Genomic DNA, 19490 nt, shown 5'->3' with positions numbered 1-19490 from the left:
AGATCTTTAAACATTTTTAAGATTCATTTTTTTAAGGGTGAAACGCCGGTAAGTCAACAGATTGTTTCTATAGATGATTGAAAAACAATATAAATTTATCGTTTATCGATAAATTTATATTGACGTTCAAAAAATCATTTCGTATCATAAAGTTACTTTAAGCGGGGAGTGAAAAAGATGCAATGGACGGATAAACAGTCAATCAAGCTGTCAACCTGGTGTATTTATGTTTTAGCAATGCTAATTTTTATGGTAATGATTTTTATCTCATCATTTATTGATGCCATCGTTCCGTCTCAGATGGTGTCATCAGCAAATCGCTTTTTCTTTATTCTGACATTGGAGCTTTGTCTGGGAATCGGGCTGGTTATTCTGTATTTTCTATATCAGTTAATACGAAATATTGAGAAGGAAAAGATATTTACTGAGCAGAATATTAAGCTGCTGCGTATCACCAGCTGGCTTTGTTTTTTGGAGGCAATAATCCTGCTGATTTCTTCCAGCTATTATTTCCCCTGGTTTTTTGTTGCCGGAGTGGCTGCTTTTGTCGGTGTTATTGTTAGAATAATCAAAAATGTGTTCTGTCAGGCACGTTTGATTAAAGAAGAAAATGACTTTACGATCTAATGGCAATCATAGTAAATATTGATGTCATGATGGCAAAACGAAAGATGAGTGCAGGCGAACTGGCAGAGAAAATTAATATTACGCCGGCAAATCTTTCAATTTTGAAAAATAATAAAGCAAAAGCAATACGTTTCAGTACGTTGGAGGCATTATGTAAAGCCTTGGATTGCCAGCCGGCAGACCTATTGGAGTATCAGGAGGAGGAATAATTATGGAAATACATGAAGAAGACAGACAGCAGAAAAACTGGATTGAACAACAGCCAAAATTCGAAAGCAAAGATATTCTGCTCAGTATAGCAAGTATTGTTATTGCTTATTTTTCATTACAATTGCTTAAGGGATATGGTGGATTGTGGATTACATTATTTACTGTATTATTCTGCGGAACCTTGCTCGCATATATCAGAGCCAAGGACATGGAGATATCTCGTCGGTGTTTCGGCTATATGGGTTACACGTTAGCTTTTGGGGTATCTTTTTCATTATTTGAAAATACTGTTCTGATGGGAGTAAATTTCATTTTTTTAGTTTTAAATTTAGCCTATTTGATTTTAGTTTTTTCAGGAACCAGAAAGAATGGAAAGTTGGATGGCTACATTGTATTTGATTTTATCGATGGACTTATTGTACGGTCTTTTAAAAATTTTACAGCTGATATTACAGCTTATCTATCATTAGGAAAAAAACACAAAAATCTAAAATATGTGTTGATTGGCATAGCTATGTCAATCCCTTTAGCTGTCATAGTCTTGACACTCTTAACCGGAGCTGACAGCATGTTTGCTCGTTTTTTTAATTCATTTGTCAATCGCATATCCATGAATGTCATTGAACATCTGATTACATTTATCATCGCGGTTCCTGTAGGCATTTATCTTTTCTTATGCATTTACCGAAATATAGAAAAAAGTCCGGTTAAGCCTCACACTCTTTCGTTTCTAAAAGGACCGGATGTGCTGTTTTTAACGATTCTGTTTATTTTTACAGCTATCTATCTGTTGTTCTTTGGTGTAGCTGCAATGGGCTATTTTCAGTTTACTCAATCTGCATCCACAACGTTATCTGCATATGCCAGAGAAGGGTTTTTCCAGCTGTTGCTGGTTTCGGTGATTAATGTTTTCATTTTTTGGGCAATCAATGCCTTTAGCGGGAACTCCAAGATGATTAAAAGTGGTTTAAGTCTGATTGGCGTAGAAACCTTGGGATTGATTGTTCTGGCATTTGCTAAAATGCAGCTTTATATTGCTTCCTTTGGTCTGACCGTTTTACGCTTTAACACTTCTTTGTTTATGATTGCACTGTTTGTTTGTGTCAGTATTTTCATTGCGGCGTTATGGAAAGAGTTTAACTACATGCGGATCATTCTTGTCTTTATGAGTATTTGTCTTTTGATAATCAGCTGTAGGAATACAGGAAATGATATTGTTTCGTATAATTATGAAAAATATCAACAGGGGAAGCTTTCAGAAATGGATATTAGCGTTTTCTACGTGTTGGGTGCAGAGGCAGTTCCAAAGGCAGTCAAAATTTATAATGAAACAACTGATCCGGAGCTGAAAGAAGAGCTGTCAGGGTATCTGGCTTGGGTGAAAAAAAATATTGAAGAAGATTCAATGGTGCGTAACTTACAACGAAGCAGAAGTTTGGCGCTAATTAAGCAAACTAATAAATAAACAGAAGGAAGCGAGGAAATCTCAGGCTTAGGTGTCTGCTTTTTCGGCTCGAAGTCAAATAGTGTTGTTTGAGAAAAATCATTTAAGGAAATGTTTCGGCATTTCCTTTTTTAAAAGTGGACATAGTTTTGAGCTAATCTGATTTCCATTTCTGCTAAAATAATAGATAGAAGAAATAAAATTATGTCACAGATAGATATTACAGAAGCAAGCGTATTTTCAAAGAATATGAGCCTAAATATCAAAAATCATTATAATAAATACGTGACCTGTTCTTTCAAGCAGTCGAACAGATTGCTTCCGAAGAAGTAGTTGTAGAGAACCTAAAATGGAATTAGCCAGGTTTTGTTGTTAGAAATATTTTTCTAATCAGAGTTGACTATTTCAGTGAAGCCAAAATAGCTGTCTTTTTCAACTGTCAGGCGCCATTGGTGGAAAACTTCAGAGAACAGTATTCTGATGTTTTGCAGGTTTCAAAAAATCGGGCGAGTACCCTTGATCCGGAAGAAAAATTACGAATAGATAAGTTAGTTGCTGCATTCAAAAGATGTGGCCATGTCATAAAAAATGAGCTTCTTTAGTGTTGTTGATTTTTCGATAATCTCAAAAATCGACAGAATCTTTTGACAGAGAATATTCTCTTTTTTACTGTCAAAAGCTTTTGCCTTGTACTTCCAGCTGTGTTACTATATACTTTTTAAAGACAAAGAGTTTAGGATATGACTGAAAAGTTTGGCAGATTTGTTGTCTTTAGACTGATGAAAAAAGGGGAGTTGGCTATGGAAGTTAATTTGAAGGTAAAGATTAATGAGAAGAAAATAAATATTCAATTTGAGGATCGCGAAGGAGAAATCAACATCATAGATGCTGAAGATAAGTCAATTAATTTGGCACATCCAGCGGTCTATTTTCTTTTAAAGGATAATAAAGTAAACTACATTGGCAAAGTAAGTGAATCATATACATTGGATAGTTCTAATTTTAATAAAATAATTGTCATTACACCGCCATGGGAAATTGAGCCGCTATACCTGGAACAGCTGTTTCTTACGGAAGCAAAAGAAAATAAGCTGAAGCTGGTTGATCCGGTGACTGAAGAAGTAAAGGTGCCTGCTAATCAGAAAAAGGCAGTGACGGAATATAAAAATGAAGTATTGCTGATACTTGAAAAATTTGGTTATAGTTTGCAGGTTAAAAAGGCGAAGCCTGCAAAAGCCAGTCACCGTTGGACCAAAGCAGTCAGCCAAATCGAATTTTATGTCGATTCACGAGAAAGCAAAGCAACTGTTCTCTGGCAAAAAAGAAATGAAATGGTGATTAAGGCCGGAGCCATTTTAAAGCCTGAAGGCAGACTGAATAAAGACGGATCTATTGGGATGGATATGAAATTTGGCGATAAATTGCGGGATGATCACAAGGAAGCCATCAAGGATTTTAAAACGACGGAGGATGTTGTCTTAAAGAGTGTGAATGAAGCCGGTCTGTTTTTATATTATGGCGGAACGAATGGCTGGCTTGAAATGAAGGACAGCTCGGGTAAAACTATAGATGAATGGACAAAAGTTGACTGATAAAAGCAAGCGGTGACTGACCATTCTCATAATGAAGAAACAAAAGAAAGAGAGGGATGATTGAGCCGCAATCACACCTCTCTTTTTTTTGTTTAGATGACAGTAGTTAATGCACGGAAACGTATGATAGGAGCGGATTCTAGTCATTAGATAATCGAATAGCATAGTTTATATTTTAACTATAATAATTCAAAAGGAAAAGTTGAAGCTATGAGTGATCTATCATATGGTTATATAGCTCAGAAGCCAGTCTGATACGTTGATTTGAGTCTATAAAAAAGGATCTGCTAAAGTTGAACGAATCATTTATCTGAAACTTGGAATATACTGGATGACTGTACCCCATTTGAATTTCAGCGGATGCTGTTGAATGCTTTGAATCGAAAGAAACAATTAATTGGAGAAAATCAAGGTGACATATGAAGCTTTAACGAAACAAACGTGGATTTCCAGTATAGGAGTATTTTTGAATGAAGGCAATTCAACTATTATCATTGAGGTCAAAGAAATAAAGCTGATTGAAATAGAGTAGGGGATAAATTTGAGAAACCGTCTGTGGATTCAACTCTCTTAAACAGGATCAGCTTTTTTTAATGTCTGGTAAGGCTTCCGTATCAATTTTTCCTGAAGAATCTGTTGAGAAACAAAATTATTTTTTGAAGCTGAATAAGCAGATCATATCTTGTCAGGCTGACAGCTGCATGTATTTCAAAGCTTTACGTAATATTTAGATATTTCTGCTGCAAAAGAAAAAAGATTTCACTGTATTCCGAATAAGTATTCATAGGATTTCCTCATTAATATATAGCTTGTCAACTGTTGATGATTCATAGTATAAATTGGTGTGAATTTTTTTTAACTAATTTGCCTGATAGGTCCTGAATAAAAGAAAATTTTTTTATGAATGTATGTTATTTCTACGTTTAAATAGCTATTTGAATGATAGCTCAGCTCTTTTCAATGAAAAATTAGATAGAAAAAAATTACTGTTTTTTCAGCAATTTCTCTTGACGTTTTCCTATAATCTATCGTAAAATAGTTAGGGAGCGAACTAATTATGGGAAGGAAAAGTTATGAGCAGAAAAACTGCACTGAGAATTAAGATACTGTCTAATGAGCTGAACAGAAAAGTTGCTGAGCTTTTGAAGGAAGACGGTGAGCCTTCTTCAGGAATTCAAATGAGAGTATTGAATTTTATTCACTGGAAAAACAGCAGCAATGAACCAGTTTATCAAAAAGACCTTGAACATGAATTTGATATCCGCCGTTCTACGGCAAGCGGGATTTTACAAAGAATGGAAAAGCGTGAATTAATCCGACGTAAGAGCTGTGACGAAGACAATCGCCTGAAGGCGATTTTTTTGACGCCTTCAGGGCAGCACAAGGTAAAAGAGAACATTTGTAAGCTGGAAGGCTTTGATAAACAGCTGATTCAAGGCATTTCAGAAGAAGAGCTTGCATTGTTTTTCAGAGTAATTGATCAGCTGTCTGAAAACAGCAAGAAGATGGAGATAGGTAAGGAAGGTAGGCGAAATGCATGATCAAAAAATTACTTGCTAATGTAGGTGAGTATAAGAAGGAAAGTATTATTACTCCGATTTATGTAACTGGAGAAGTGGCGTTAGACATTATTATTCCTTTAGTTATGGCGATGATGATTGACAGAGGGGTAGAGAAGGGCGACACTGGAGCAATTTTGATGTATGGTGCGTTGTTGTTTATCTGCGCAATTATTGCCTTATTTTTCGGTGCAATGTCCGGTCGTTATGCAGCAGTGGCTTCAGCTGGTTTTGCCAAAAACCTGCGGGATAATTTGTTTAAGAAAGTGCAGGAATTCTCTTTTTCCAATATTGACAGATTTTCTACGTCAAGCTTGATCACAAGAATGACGACCGATGTAACCAACATTCAAAATGCGTATCAAATGATTATTCGTTTACTGGTACGCAGTCCGTTGATTTTCATTTTTTCACTTGCAATGGCATTCAAAATTAATGGTGATTTATCCATTATCTATCTGGCTGTTGTTCCGTTTTTAATTATCGGCTTGGCAATTGTTTTTTATTTTGCTCATCCGATTTTTGAAAAAGTGTTCCGTATCTATGATCGGCTGAATAACGTAGTTCAAGAGAATCTTCAGGGAATTCGTGTGGTTAAATCGTATGTCAGAGAAGATTTTGAAGATGAAAAATTTAAATCTGTTTCAAAAGATATCTACAGGAATTTTTCCAGAGCCCAAAGTATCGTAGCATTTAACAATCCGGTACTGCAGTTCGCTGTGTATACATGTATGCTGCTGATTTCATGGCTGGGAGCAAAATTTGTTGTCGGCGGTACACTGACAACAGGTGAGCTGATTAGTATGTTTACCTATACAATGCAGATTTTGATGAGTTTAAATATGCTGTCAATGGTTTTTGTTATGGTGATTATTGCCCGCACATCTGCAGAACGGGTGACAGAAGTTTTGTCTGAGGAAAGTGATCTTAAAAATAATGATCATCCTTTGTTCGATGTACCAAACGGCAGTGTCACATTTAAAGATGCTTGTTTCAGCTATGCCAATGATCCTGAAAAATTAGCGCTGAAGCATGCAGATATGACAATAAAACCGGGAGAAGTTATTGGAATTGTCGGCGGGACGGGAAGTTCAAAATCGACCATGGTTCAGCTGATCCCGAGACTTTATGATGCAACAGAAGGTATAGTTGAAGTCGGTGGGCATGATGTCCGTGAATACGACTTGAAAACCTTGAGGGATCAGGTCAGTATGGTGCTGCAGAATAACGTTCTGTTTACAGGGACAATTAAAGAAAATCTACGCTGGGGAAATGAAGATGCAACCGATGAAGAGTTGATCAGAGTTTGTAAGATTGCTCAGGCAGATGGCTTTATTCAGGAGTTTCCGGATAAATACGACACGATGATTTCACAAGGAGGAAACAATGTTTCCGGTGGACAGAAACAACGTTTGTGTATTGCCAGAGCCTTGTTGAAGCAGCCGAAGATATTAATTATGGATGATTCAACCAGTGCTGTTGATACCAAAACAGATCGATTGATTCGTGAAGGCATGAGACAGGAAATTCCAGGTACAACGACTTTTGTTATCGGTCAGAGAGTTTCTTCTGTTCAGGATTCTGACAGAATTGTTGTTATGGATAAAGGAAGGATTAACGCAATCGGTACACATGATGAGCTGTTGGCAACAAATCCTATTTACCAAGAAGTTTATGAATCTCAACAGAAAGGATTTGGTGAAGATGATGCGTAATGACTCTAAAAAAGGTGCTCACGAGCCTCAAAATCCTTTAAAAACATTGAGACGACTGTTCTCTTATATGGTTAAAAAATATAAGTTTCAGTTAACCATGGTAATGATTTTTATTTTACTCAGCACGTATGCCAATGTTCGCGGATCACTGTTTCTTCAAGTAGTTATTGATGATTATATAACGCCGCTTCTGGGACAGACAAATCCCAATTTTTCAGGCTTGCTTAAAGCCATTACAATGATGGGCTTCATTTATGCAACAGGAATTATTTCCAATCTTCTTTATAACCTGATTATGGTGCGAATCAGTGAAGGAACGCAAAAAGAAATTCGTGACCAGATGTTTACACATATGGAAACTCTGCCGATTGGCTACTTTGATTCTAATTCAGATGGGGATATTATGAGTCATTTTACCAATGACACAGATACTCTTCGCCAGATGATTTCTCAGAGTATTCCCAATCTGCTGGCTGCAGCAGTCAGCTTTATCAGCGTTTTTATTGCGATGTTCTCAATCAGTATTCCGTTAACCTTAATTGTTATCGTTTCTGTTGGGATTATGATCTTTACGATTCGTCTGATTGCCGGACAAAGCAGTAAGCATTTCGGAAAACAGCAAAAAGATTTAGGAAAAGTAAATGGGTATATCGAAGAAATGATGCATGGTCAGAAGGTTGTTAAGATTTTCAATCATGAACCGGCAGTTATTCAGGAATTTACTGATATCAATGAGTCGCTGCGTGAAAGTGCGACACAGGCAAATAAATATGCCAACAGTCTGATGCCGATAATGATGAACCTGTTGAATATTCAATATGTATTGCTGGCGATTATCGGCGGGCTGTTCTCTGTGTATGGTGTTTCCAGTTTGACTATTGGGATGCTGGCTTCTTTCCTGCAGCTGAGTCGTTCACTGAATATGCCCATCAGTCAGGTTTCGCAGCAAATCAACTTTGTAATTATGGCACTTGCAGGAGCAGACCGTATTTTCCAATTGATTGATGAAAAGCCTGAAGTAGATGATGGGTATGTAACACTTGTAAATGTGAATAGAGAAAATGGTCAGCTGGTGGAAAGTGAAGTGAGGACAGGTATCTGGGCGTGGAAGCATCCTCATGAAGATGCTTCAGTGACTTATACAGAGTTGACAGGAGATGTTCGTTTTGAAGACGTATCCTTTGGCTATGTTGATAATAAGCTTGTTCTTAAAGATATTCAGCTATATGCGGAGCCGGGGCAGAAAATTGCCTTTGTAGGGGCAACAGGTGCCGGAAAAACAACCATTACCAATCTGATTAATCGTTTTTATGATATTCAGGAAGGAAAAATTCGTTATGATGGTATTAATATAAAGAAAATCAGAAAGCATTCATTAAGAAGATCCTTAGGAGTCGTTCTGCAGGATACTCATTTATTTACAGGAACGATTCGTGAAAATATTCGCTACGGAAACTTAAATGCCAGTGATGAGGATGTAATTGCAGCTGCTCAGCTGGCAAATGCAGGTACCTTCATCAATAACCTGCCGGACAAATATGATACAGTCATAACCGGTGACGGAGAAGGCTTGTCTCAAGGACAACGCCAGCTGTTGGCAATTGCCCGTGCAGCAATCGCTGATCCGCCCGTTATGATTATGGATGAAGCTACTTCAAGTATCGACACAAGAACAGAAAAACATGTTCAGGCAGGTATGGATCGCCTGATGGCTGGACGTACAGTGTTTGTCATTGCCCACAGATTATCAACGATTCAGAATTCAGATATTATTATGGTTATGGATCATGGACGTATTATTGAACGAGGAAATCATGATGATCTGCTTGCTGAAAAAGGTGTATACTATCAATTATATACAGGAAAAGTGGAATTGGACTAAAAATGCAGCGGATGAAAAGAAAAAGCACTTCGAAAGAAAGCTTTAACAGCAGTGTTTATTTTCTAATATCAACTCCAGCATATTTCTCGTCTCAACGGTATTATGACATAATAGCAATTTAGCACTAGCCAACAATGCTGTAGAGCCAATCAATAATCCAACAATAAAAATACACTAAAAAAGACTCAGAAATTATATCTCAAGTCTTATCAAAAGCAGGGAGCAAAATCGCAAAAGTGATTTTGCTCCCTGCTTTTTCTGCAGTTAAGAGAGTATAAGGTTTTCATAAATTAAAAGCTTATTATAGCAAGATTATCTATGTCTGAACTCATGAATTAGTTTTCTCAGAATAAAGAGAAAAATAAAAAAAAGCGCCGAAAACAGCGCTACTAAAAAGTTGATTACGGACAAAGCCTTATTTTAACTCGCTATGTTGTTTTGAATATCTCCAACAAAATCATTTTAATCCATAGAAATAAAAAAAGCAAGGTTTTTTTGTTTTTATGATAGAAATTTCAAGCTAAAATTGGTAAACTAAAGATGAGATCAAAAAGAAAGCGGTGTTTTTATTGAGGAAAGGGTACACAATTGGTTTAGATATTGGAACAGCAAGTGTCGGCTGGGCTGTTTTAACAGAAGATTATGATTTAGTAAGAAGAAGAATGAAAATAAATGGAAATACAGATAGAGGAAAGGTTAAAAAGAATTTTTGGGGTGTACGTCTATTTGAACAAGGGCAGACGGCAGCTGACCGACGCTTAAAGCGAACTACTCGTCGTCGTTTAGAGCGTCGAAAAAATAGGATTAGAACATTGCAAGAAATATTCTATGATGAAATAATTTCTAAGGACACTAATTTTTTCAATCGGTTGGAAGATAGCTTTTTGACACCTGAAGATAAACGTGCAGAACGTTATCCCGTTTTTGGCACAATAGAAGAAGAGAAACAGTATAATGACCACTATCCAACTATTTATCATTTACGTAAAGAATTAGCAGATTCAAATGAAAAAGCTGACTTAAGATTGGTTTATTTGGCGTTGGCCCATATCATTAAATATCGAGGTCATTTTTTAATTGAAGGGTCATTGAATACAAATAATTCTTCTGTTTCAGCAGCATTTAAAAATTTTCTACAAGAATATAATCGAGCATTTTCTAAACAAGAAGATGACAGCTCACTTAATCCTGTTGAGGAAACTAAAAATGTTGAAGCGTTACTTACTGAAAAAGTGTCACGTAGTAGAAAATTTGATCATGTTCTGCAAGTTTTTGACGGGGAAAAGTCTACAGGTTTATTTGCTCAGTTTGTTAGAATAATTGTTGGAAATACGGGGAATTTCAAAAAATATTTTTCTTTAGAAGAAGATGCTAAAATTTTATTTTCAAGAGAGGAATATGAAGAAGAAATCGAACGTTTGTTGGCGCAAATTGGCGATGAATATGCAGATGTGTTTGAAGCTGCTAAAAATACGTATGAAGCTATCGAACTTTCTGGAATTTTGACAACAAAAGATGCAGCGACACATGCTAAATTATCGACAAGTATGATTGAGCGTTACGAAGCACATCAAAGAGATTTGAAACATTTGAAGGAATTTGTGAGAAAGCAGTTGCCGGAAAAATACGCAGAGATTTTTAAAGATACAGCAAAAAATGGTTATGCTGGTTACATTGATGGAAAGACAACGCAAGATGAGTTTTACAGCTTTATGAATAAAGTACTAAATAAATATGATGGAGCAGAGTATTTTATCGAGAAAATTTCACAAGAGGATTTTTTAAGAAAACAACGAACCTTTGATAATGGAGTAATCCCACATCAAATTCATTTGAGTGAATTAAAAGCGATTCTGAAACGGCAAGCTGACTATTATCCGTTTTTGGCAGAGAATGAAGAAAAAATTATTCAGCTGCTAATGTTCAGGATCCCCTATTTTGTTGGACCATTGGCAAAAGGGAATAGTGATTTTGCGTGGCTGGTTCGTAATTCAGACGAAGAAATTCGGCCTTGGAATATTGAACAATTGGTAGATTACAGTCAATCTGCAACAAGGTTTATCGAACGAATGACCAATAATGATTTATATCTTCCACAAGAAAAAGTTTTACCCAAACATAGTATGTTATATCAAAAGTATAGCGTTTTTAATGAATTAACAAAAGTGAGCTATCTGGATGAACGAGGCTGTGAACAAAACTTTTCTAGTGTTGAAAAACGGGAGATATTTGAAAAATTATTTAAAGTACATCGGAAGGTTACTCAAAAACTATTACTAATTTTTTTGAAAAATGAATATGGTATTGACGTCCAGGAAATTCGGGGAATACAAAAAGCATTTAATGCCAGTTTTGGCGTCTATCATGATTTTAAAGATAAAATGGGGTTTTCGAAAGAAATGCTGAATGATCCGGAAAATAGTGAGATGTTGGAAGAAATCATTAAGATTCTAACCATTTTTGAAGATCGTAAAATGATAAAAAAACAATTGGAACGTTTTTCAGATCGGATAGATGACACTATTTTAAAGAAATTGGAACGTAGACATTACACTGGCTGGGGACGTTTATCCGGAAAATTACTTGTAGGTATTTATGATAGATATTCGCAAAAGACAATTTTGGATTATCTAATGGATGATGATGGGCCAAAGAAGAATATCAATCGAAACTTTATGCAGTTGATTAATGACGATAATCTTTCTTTTAAAGAAGAAATAAAAAAAGCACAAGTAGATACGAAATCAAATAACTTACATGACATTGTTAATAATTTAGCAGGGAGCCCTGCAATAAAAAAAGGTATTTTACAGAGTTTGAAAATTGTCGATGAGATTGTAGAAATTATGGGTTATGAACCTAAAAATATTGTAGTTGAAATGGCAAGAGAAAATCAATCCACGGCTCAAGGGATTAACAATTCAAAACCGAGATTAAAGCGCTTGGAAGCTGCTATGCAAGAATTGGGCAGTAGTTTACTTAAGAAAGCTCCCGTTAACAACACTGAATTGCAAAATGATCGTTTGTACCTGTACTATCTTCAAAACGGCAAAGATATGTATACTGGGGAAGAGCTTTCACTGGAAAAATTGTGGAGCTATGATATTGATCACATTATTCCCCAAAGCTTTATCGTAGATAATTCGATTGATAATCGGGTACTGGTTAGTTCTTCAGTGAACAGAGGGAAATCCGATAATGTCCCTAGTGAAGATGTAGTGAATAAAATGGAAAGATTTTGGGAAAGCTTGCATAAGTCAGGTCTAATCAGTCAAAGAAAGCTTGACAATCTAACCAAAGCCAAGCGTGGTGGTCTAACAGAAGATGATAAAGCTGGATTTATCAAGCGCCAATTGGTAGAAACTCGTCAAATTACAAAAAATATAGCCCAAATTTTAGATTACCGTTTTAATGCTGTGGAAGGTCAAGAGCTTAAAGAAAGAAAAACTAAAATTATTACCTTGAAATCTGCGTTAACTTCACAATTTAGAAGAGAATTTCAATTATATAAACTACGTGAAGTGAATGATTATCATCATGCCCATGATGCCTATTTAAATGGGGTTGTTGCGATTACTTTATTAAAGGCATATCCGCAATTGGAGCCGGAATTTGTTTATGGCACATATCCAAAATTCAATAGTTTTAAAGAGAATAAAGCAACTGCTAAAGCACAGTTGTATAGTAATATTATGCGTGTGTTTAAAGAAGAAAAACGTGTGAATGATGAAGGAGAAATCGTTTGGGATAGTAAATACTTAGGTAAGGTTAAGAGTGTTTTACAATACAAGCAAATGAATATTGTGAAAAAGACTGAAGTTCAAAAAGGCGGCTTTTCAAAAGAATCAATTCTGCCAAAAAGTAATTCAGATAAGCTGATTCCCAGAAAAAATCAATGGGATACATCAAAATATGGTGGCTTTGACAGCCCGGTAATTGCTTATTCAGTGGTTATTTCTTATGAAAAAGGAAAGAAAAAGAAACGTGTAAAAGATATTATCGGAATGACAATTATGGAGAGTCAAAAATTTGAGCAAGATGAAATATCATACTTAGTTAATAAAGGGTTTGAAAACCCACAAGTATTAGCGAAATTACCTAAATATACTGTATATGAGTTAGAAAATGGGCGAAAGCGTATGGTATCAAGTGCCAAAGAAGCACAAAAAGGAAATCAAATGGTGTTGCCTAAGCATTTAATTGAATTATTGTATCATGCCAAACATGTTAATGATAGTTCAGGAAAAAGTAAACGTTATTTGGAGGAACATCGTAGAGAATTCGATGAATTATTGAAGGTTATCAGTGAATTTTCTGAGAAATATACAAGGGCTTCTGCTAATTTAGTTAAAATTCAAAAGTTGTATGAACAAAATCGTGATGGTGAAGTAGCTGAATTAGCCTCCTCGTTTATTAATGTATTACAATTTAATAAAATGGGAGCACCGGCAGATTTTAAATATTTTGGCGAAACAATTCCTAGAAAACGGTACACAAGCTTGAAAGAATTATTAGATGCTGTAATTATTTATCAATCAATCACCGGATTATATGAAACGCATCGAAAGTTGGGTGATTAGATGGGCTGGCGTTCAGTTATCGTAAATACGCACTCCAAACTGTCGTATAAAAATAATCATTTGATATTTAAATCTCTTCAGCAGCATGAAATGATCCATCTTTCCGAGATTGATGTTTTATTATTAGAAACGACTGATATTACTTTAACCTCCATGTTGATTAAACGCCTAGTTGATGAAAATATACTAGTACTTTTCTGTGATGATAAACGCTTGCCTATTGGGAAATTACTACCATTTTATGGCCGCCATGACAGCAGCTTGCAATTATCCAAACAGATTGCTTGGGAGAGTGATAAGAAAGCAGGGATATGGACAGAAATAATTTCACAGAAGATATTAAATCAAATGCAACTTCTAAATTTAGAGGGATATGCAGAGAAAGCTGACTCGTTGTATCGTTTATATGAAAAATTAGAAATTTTTGATCCGACGAATCGAGAAGGTCATTCTGCTCGAATCTATTTTAATACATTATTTGGTAACGATTTTACACGTGAATCATCCAATCCAATCAATGCAGGGTTGAACTATGGTTATACGCTATTGATGAGTATTTTTGCTAGAGAAATTGTAAAATCTGGTTGCATGACACAATTCGGATTGAAACATGCCAACCAGTTTAATGATTTTAATTTGGCTAGTGATTTGATGGAACCATTCCGACCTTTGGTAGATAAGATTGTCTATGAGAGTAAAGGAAAAGAATTTCCAGCTATCAAGCGAACGCTGTTTGATTTATTTAGCAATACGTATGCATACAACAACAAACAAATGTATTTAACAAATATTGCCAGTGAATATACTAAAAAAGTCATTAAAGCTCTTAATGATGAAGGAAAGGAAGTTCCTGAATTTAGGATATGAGTTATAGATATATGAGATTATTGTTAATGTTTGATATGCCAGTTGAAACAGCAGACGAACGTAGAGCTTATCGGAAATTCCGTAAATTTTTAATAAGTGAAGGGTTTATTATGCATCAATTTTCTGTCTACAGTAAATTACTATTAAACGGTACTGCCAGTAAAGCAATGATTGCTCGACTGAAGCAAAATAATCCCAAAAAAGGATTGATCACTTTACTTAATGTGACAGAAAAACAATTTGCGCGAATGATTTATTTGAATGGTGCACAAGATAAAAGTGTTGGAAATACTGACACACGAATTATTTTCTTAGGAGAAAATTACGATGAAGCTTAATTTTTCTTTACTGGATCAACCGATTGAAATAGATAAATCTGCCTTTTTTATAATTGAAAATCCGAAAGCCTTTGCTCATGTAACGAAATTGTTGTATCAGTACGAACAAGGGAATGAACTAAAACTATTTGATGAAAAACAAAAAGCGCTCAAAGGTACAGAATTGCTGTTGGTTACGGATGTTTTTGGCTATGATGTAAATTCTCCGGCTGTTTTGAAATTGATTTATACTGATTTAGAGCAACAATTGAATGAGAAACCGGAAGTCAAAACAATGATTGAAAAGCTGAGTTCGACTATAAGCGATTTGATTGGATATGAACTATTAGAGCATGAACTAGATTTAGAGGAAGATGAAATAACTATTTTGGAACTATTTAAAGCTTTGGGGATCAAGATTGAAACTAAAAGCGATACATTTTTCGAGAAGTTGCTGGAAATTATGCAGATAACCAAATTTCTTTCTAAAAAGAAATTACTGGTTTTAGTCAATGTCTGTTCATTTTTAACGAAGGAAGAATTAGAAGAACTGACGCAGTATATCTCTTTATTGCATATTCAAGTGTTGTTTATTGAACCAAGAAAAGTTGATACGAAAAGTCAATATATATTAGATGAAGATTATTTTCTTTACCATGATGATAAGGTATAATAGTAAGTGAAGATATGTGATCCTTGAGAATTGAATAATTAAGTAAATAATTTTGAGGCATTTAAAGCAAGAATCTTGCTAGGATGAGTAGTGCGATTACGAAATTAAGTGGAAAAAATTTTTTCTACGAGGTTTTAGAGCTATGCTGTTTTGAATGTCTCCAAAACAGGACAATCTTTTGATACAGACGGTGTCTGGTTTTAGAGCTATGCTGTTTTGAATGTCTCCAAAACTGTTTTTAATAAAAGAAGGGTCGTAAATATGTTTTAGAGCTATGCTGTTTTGAATGTCTCCAAAACATCTATTTCATCTTGTGTTAAAAAAGATAAGTTTTAGAGCTATGCTGTTTTGAATGTCTCCAAAACATATACATTGTTTCACCGCCCAATCCGTTAGTTTTAGAGCTATGCTGTTTTGAATGTCTCCAAAACTGAAGAAATGTTAGAAATCACGTCACAAGAGTTTTAGAGCTATGCTGTTTTGAATGTCTCCAAAACAGCTAGAATTTTATCTTTTAACGAAGAATGGTTTTAGAGCTATGCTGTTTTGAATGTCTCCAAAACTTATCTATGATGATAGACCAGAAGAACAGGGTTTTAGAGCTATGCTGTTTTGAATGTCTCCAAAACAGTTGGCGGGGCGCAATTTACGGCGCCTGCGTTTTAGAGCTATGCTGTTTTGAATGTCTCCAAAACCCTCCATTTCTCATACCAAACTACCCAATAGTTTTAGAGCTATGCTGTTTTGAATGTCTCCAAAACGGACAAAATTAGACGTTATTATCAAGCGTTGTTTTAGAGCTATGCTGTTTTGAATGTCTCCAAAACCATTTTCTTTTGCTAATCTAGCGTATGAGCGTTTTAGAGCTATGCTGTTTTGAATGTCTCCAAAACTATCATATCCATAAATTCTACTGGTACATCGTTTTAGAGCTATGCTGTTTTGAATGTCTCCAAAACTTAATTATTGTGAAAACATGCGAAAGCATGGTTTTAGAGCTATGCTGTTTTGAATGTCTCCAAAACTGTACTTCATGCCTTGCTTGTAGTCTTCATGTTTTAGAGCTATGTTGTTTTGAATGTCTCCCAAAATCCTGTTCAGCATGATAACCTTCCGTTGGGTATAGAAAAAGTACTCAAAGCTCGCAAGGTTCAAATGTTAAAAATCAATCTGTTCTAACCTTCGTCAGATAATTCTGTGACAGGAGTATTAGTTGCAATTGTATTTTTAACTTCGCTATCCATAGCTCTTACCCCCTTTTCTAACTCTTCATGATGATCAAGTATGTTTAATGGATTCCCACCCTCTGATTATTTTCTCAGGGATATCTTTTTTGAAATGATCTTTATAATCTTGTTTTAACATTTCAATTTTTTGGAACAGCATATCTGCTTTAGCTATTTTGCTATCTCTCTTTCAAAGTTATACTAATGATTAAATTAAAAAATTCCAGTTCACTATCTATTTTCCTGTAATACATAGTTCCTCCATCTCCAACTCTAGCTGACTGCCGTTCGGCACAATATATTTTTAAGCCCATGTTTAGACCCCCACTAGCTTTGGCATATTATTTTCCAATGTGCAGGCTTATAAACTGATCTTTCTTAGTAACTTCATCCGTCAATTCCTTATTTATTTTCAGTTGTTCCTGATTTGTTTTTTTGATTCTGAATCATTTAGATAACATGTGTTATTTATTCTTTATTTTTGACTCTCTTTTTTAGTGATTTGACAAAGAAATATACCGACCTTTCGCTTTGATGGAAGGCGTTGTTATATCAAAAAAAGCTGGAAAACAAGAGAAAAAGTGTATGGGATCACTGTTTCCCATGATTCCTCTTTTACATAATTAAGAAACATGAAAGGGCAGCTCTTTTAACGCAGTTTGTATTAGATACTGACGGGCACTGTTAGAAAGAAAGATATCTTGTTGTTACAATTTAATTCTCACGGCAACTTTAGCAGTAAACGCAGCCTTTGATCAAGCGTTGTTTTTCTAGTTTTATTTGAACAACTTCTTACTTTTCCTTCATCAATAATCTTCTCCATTGTTTACAATAATGCTTAACATATAAGGGTATAGTGAAACATAATAAGAAAAGTACTTTAAATCAAAGCTGTTTGGTATTGGTGAAAGCTGTACTTTTTTGAGGAAGGTATCTTCCAATTTCAACGAAAAATATTTGACAGCGCTCTCATTTAATGGTAGATTATAGGCGTAGATAGGGTGTTACTAATTCGATTAGGCACGACCTAAGGAGAAATTATTTTCCTTAGGTCGTTTTTTCATTTTCAAATTTCAGAAAAGAGGGGCAGAACTCATGCAATGTATAGTGAAAAAAATTAATCATAACGCAGTGCTGATTGAAGAAAATGGTATAGAAAAAATTGCTATGGGAAAAGGAATCGGCTTTTCTGCAAAATCCGGTGAGATTTTTGATGAAAAAACAGCAGATAAATTTTTTACCCTTGACTCAAAAGAGAACATTAAAATGTTTAGCGAAATGGTCTCACAGATTCCGCTGGAATACATTGAATTTGCGGAGGAGATGATTTCATATATCAAAATGAAAATCAATATTCCGTTGAACAGCAGTATATATATTACTTTGACAGATCATATTTATTTTGCTATTCAAAGGCAAAAGGAAGACTCGCAGGTAACTGCAATTATGCTTCCGGAAATGAAACTTCTTTATCCAGATGAATTTCAGGTGGCAACAGATATTGTAAAAAAATTAAATCAACGCTATGAGACCGAGTTGGGAAATAACGAAGTTGGATTTATTACGATGCATATCATTAATTCTGAGCTGGGTGAAAAAAATAGTTTGAACGGCTTAAAAATTATGGAAATTACAAGCTTCACTCTAAATTTAATTGAAATCGAAAGTCGAATGAAATTGGATAAAAATTCTCTTTCTTATAATCGGTTATTAATCCATTTGAAGTTTTTAGCGAAGAGGCTGATTTATCAGGAAGTTTTATCAGAAGAAGAATCGTTCGAATTTTTTGATTCATCATTCAAAAAAAGCCAGTATTATAAATTGGCCGCTAAGATTACAGATGAAATTAAAAAGCAGTATCAGGTAAATATGCAAGAGAATGAAACGGCATATTTAGCTATTCATATAGGGAGAATTAAATAGACGCAGGGTGTTACTTTAAGCAGGCACAACCTCATTAAAAAGACGTTTGAGCTTTTTAGTGGGGCTATTTTTATTATTGAAAGGATAGAAAAAGATGGGGAAAGTAATTATTAATTCAGATGACTTTGGTTACAGCAGAGGGGTGAATTATGGAATTATTGATGCGTATCAAAAGGGGGTTTTGACATCGACAACCCTAATGGCAAATATGCCGGGATTTGAACAAGCAGTTGAGCTTAAAAAGCAGCTTCCGGAGCTGGGAGTAGGTGTACATTTAACATTAACCTGCGGGAAGCCGATTCTGAAAAATCTGCAAACGATTGTAGACGGAGATTCTTTTAAGCCTCTAAATTTTTATGAGCAGCCTTTTATGATTGATGAAGAAGAATTGTATCAGGAATGGAATGCGCAAATTCAAAAGGTTTTTGCAGCAGGGATTACACCGACACATCTTGACAGTCACCATCATACCCATACGTTTGGAGGAAATCAAAAGGTTGTTGTTGCTTTGGCTCAAAAATATGAGTTGCCGGTAAGGGGGAATTTTGAACGGAAAGATGAGGTGAAGCACGTAGACTATTTTGAAAGGTATTTTGATGATGTTGGTTCAGAAGATTTTTCAGAAAGGCAAATTGAGGAGTCTATGGAAGAATACCTCGAAAAACTGCTTGACCAACTGAGAACAGCACGAACAACAGAAATTATGTGTCATGCCGCCTATATTGATCAGGAATTATTGAATGGCTCAAGCTTTGTGCGTTCAAGAGTTAACCAAGTTGAATTTCTAATTCATTCTGATTTTGCCGAAACGGTGAGAACAGACAAGGAGATAGAACTGATTACTTATAAGGATTTATAAACAGCGAGGAGGAAAT

General features: G+C 35.2%; 14 protein-coding genes and 1 CRISPR repeat array. Of the genes, 13 read left to right on the top strand and 1 reads right to left on the bottom strand.

The window, feature by feature from the left end; genetic code table 11:
• The first annotated feature begins 177 nt into the window (after positions 1-177).
• The 11 genes from LI951_RS10365 to csn2 all read left to right on the top strand — a co-directional run bounded on the left by LI951_RS10365 (position 178) and on the right by csn2 (position 15466).
• Positions 178-627 (top strand): DUF2975 domain-containing protein, encoded by a 450-nt coding sequence (locus LI951_RS10365; RefSeq protein ID WP_202067022.1) that lies wholly within the window; start codon positions 178-180, stop codon positions 625-627.
• Positions 627-836, top strand: a complete 210-nt coding sequence (locus LI951_RS10360) for a helix-turn-helix domain-containing protein (protein ID WP_202067021.1) — start codon at positions 627-629, stop codon at positions 834-836. The genes LI951_RS10365 and LI951_RS10360 overlap by 1 nt, the downstream gene beginning before the upstream one ends.
• 2 nt (positions 837-838) lie before the next feature.
• Positions 839-2302, top strand: a complete 1464-nt coding sequence (locus tag LI951_RS10355; RefSeq protein WP_229442087.1) for a DUF4153 domain-containing protein — start codon at positions 839-841, stop codon at positions 2300-2302.
• 719 nt (positions 2303-3021) lie between these two features.
• A complete protein-coding gene (locus tag LI951_RS10350) occupies positions 3022-3873 on the top strand; it encodes a DUF4357 domain-containing protein (RefSeq protein WP_229442086.1) in 852 nt (283 codons plus the stop codon).
• A gap of 1073 nt (positions 3874-4946) precedes the next feature.
• Positions 4947-5414 (top strand): MarR family winged helix-turn-helix transcriptional regulator, encoded by a 468-nt coding sequence (locus LI951_RS10345; RefSeq protein WP_229442085.1) that lies wholly within the window; start codon positions 4947-4949, stop codon positions 5412-5414.
• A complete protein-coding gene (locus tag LI951_RS10340) occupies positions 5411-7147 on the top strand; it encodes an ABC transporter ATP-binding protein (RefSeq protein ID WP_229442084.1) in 1737 nt (578 codons plus the stop codon). The genes LI951_RS10345 and LI951_RS10340 overlap by 4 nt, the downstream gene beginning before the upstream one ends.
• A complete protein-coding gene (locus LI951_RS10335) occupies positions 7140-9029 on the top strand; it encodes an ABC transporter ATP-binding protein (protein ID WP_229442157.1) in 1890 nt (629 codons plus the stop codon). Before LI951_RS10340 ends, LI951_RS10335 begins: the two co-directional genes overlap by 8 nt.
• A gap of 569 nt (positions 9030-9598) precedes the next feature.
• Positions 9599-13609, top strand: coding sequence for a type II CRISPR RNA-guided endonuclease Cas9 (cas9, locus tag LI951_RS10330; RefSeq protein ID WP_229442155.1), 4011 nt, complete (start codon positions 9599-9601; stop codon positions 13607-13609).
• Positions 13610-14476, top strand: a complete 867-nt coding sequence (gene cas1 / locus LI951_RS10325; RefSeq protein WP_229442083.1) for a type II CRISPR-associated endonuclease Cas1 — start codon at positions 13610-13612, stop codon at positions 14474-14476.
• Positions 14473-14814 carry a CRISPR-associated endonuclease Cas2 gene (gene cas2, locus LI951_RS10320; protein WP_202067004.1) on the top strand — a complete coding sequence of 114 codons (342 nt, stop codon included), beginning with the start codon at positions 14473-14475 and terminating at the stop codon, positions 14812-14814. Before cas1 ends, cas2 begins: the two co-directional genes overlap by 4 nt.
• Positions 14804-15466, top strand: a complete 663-nt coding sequence (csn2, locus tag LI951_RS10315) for a type II-A CRISPR-associated protein Csn2 (RefSeq protein ID WP_202067003.1) — start codon at positions 14804-14806, stop codon at positions 15464-15466. The genes cas2 and csn2 overlap by 11 nt, the downstream gene beginning before the upstream one ends.
• Positions 15467-15597: 131 nt before the next feature.
• Positions 15598-16557: direct repeats of the CRISPR family, unit length 36 nt; unit sequence GTTTTAGAGCTATGCTGTTTTGAATGTCTCCAAAAC.
• Between the two features lie 314 nt (positions 16558-16871).
• Here the strand turns inward: csn2 and LI951_RS15125 are convergent.
• Positions 16872-17006, bottom strand: a complete 135-nt coding sequence (locus tag LI951_RS15125) for a hypothetical protein (protein WP_267491724.1) — start codon at positions 17004-17006, stop codon at positions 16872-16874.
• A gap of 781 nt (positions 17007-17787) precedes the next feature.
• On the opposite strand from LI951_RS15125, the gene LI951_RS10310 reads away from it, so the two are divergent.
• Positions 17788-18615 carry a PRD domain-containing protein gene (locus LI951_RS10310; RefSeq protein ID WP_202067920.1) on the top strand — a complete coding sequence of 276 codons (828 nt, stop codon included), beginning with the start codon at positions 17788-17790 and terminating at the stop codon, positions 18613-18615.
• Positions 18616-18709: 94 nt separating this feature from the next.
• Positions 18710-19474, top strand: a complete 765-nt coding sequence (locus LI951_RS10305; RefSeq protein WP_229442082.1) for a carbohydrate deacetylase — start codon at positions 18710-18712, stop codon at positions 19472-19474.
• Positions 19475-19490: the final 16 nt, after the last annotated feature.

The sequence above is a fragment of the Enterococcus sp. BWT-B8 genome (assembly GCF_020567625.1).
Taxonomy (GTDB): Bacteria; Bacillota; Bacilli; order Lactobacillales; family Enterococcaceae; genus Enterococcus_L.
The sequence above is the reverse complement of the archived record's forward strand: the minus strand, read 5'-3'. Positions and strand labels throughout refer to the sequence as shown.

Coding starts and splice junctions, on each gene's coding strand:
- LI951_RS10345 (WP_229442085.1), top strand. CDS start 4,947: ATGAGCAGAAAAACTGCACTGAGAATTAAGATACTGTCTAATGAGCTG.
- csn2 (WP_202067003.1), top strand. CDS start 14,804: ATGAAGCTTAATTTTTCTTTACTGGATCAACCGATTGAAATAGATAAA.
- LI951_RS10350 (WP_229442086.1), top strand. CDS start 3,022: ATGACTGAAAAGTTTGGCAGATTTGTTGTCTTTAGACTGATGAAAAAA.
- cas1 (WP_229442083.1), top strand. CDS start 13,610: ATGGGCTGGCGTTCAGTTATCGTAAATACGCACTCCAAACTGTCGTAT.
- LI951_RS10310 (WP_202067920.1), top strand. CDS start 17,788: ATGCAATGTATAGTGAAAAAAATTAATCATAACGCAGTGCTGATTGAA.
- LI951_RS10305 (WP_229442082.1), top strand. CDS start 18,710: ATGGGGAAAGTAATTATTAATTCAGATGACTTTGGTTACAGCAGAGGG.
- LI951_RS15125 (WP_267491724.1), bottom strand. CDS start 17,006: ATGGGCTTAAAAATATATTGTGCCGAACGGCAGTCAGCTAGAGTTGGA.
- LI951_RS10335 (WP_229442157.1), top strand. CDS start 7,140: ATGCGTAATGACTCTAAAAAAGGTGCTCACGAGCCTCAAAATCCTTTA.
- LI951_RS10365 (WP_202067022.1), top strand. CDS start 178: ATGCAATGGACGGATAAACAGTCAATCAAGCTGTCAACCTGGTGTATT.
- LI951_RS10355 (WP_229442087.1), top strand. CDS start 839: ATGGAAATACATGAAGAAGACAGACAGCAGAAAAACTGGATTGAACAA.
- LI951_RS10360 (WP_202067021.1), top strand. CDS start 627: ATGGCAATCATAGTAAATATTGATGTCATGATGGCAAAACGAAAGATG.
- LI951_RS10340 (WP_229442084.1), top strand. CDS start 5,411: ATGATCAAAAAATTACTTGCTAATGTAGGTGAGTATAAGAAGGAAAGT.
- cas2 (WP_202067004.1), top strand. CDS start 14,473: ATGAGTTATAGATATATGAGATTATTGTTAATGTTTGATATGCCAGTT.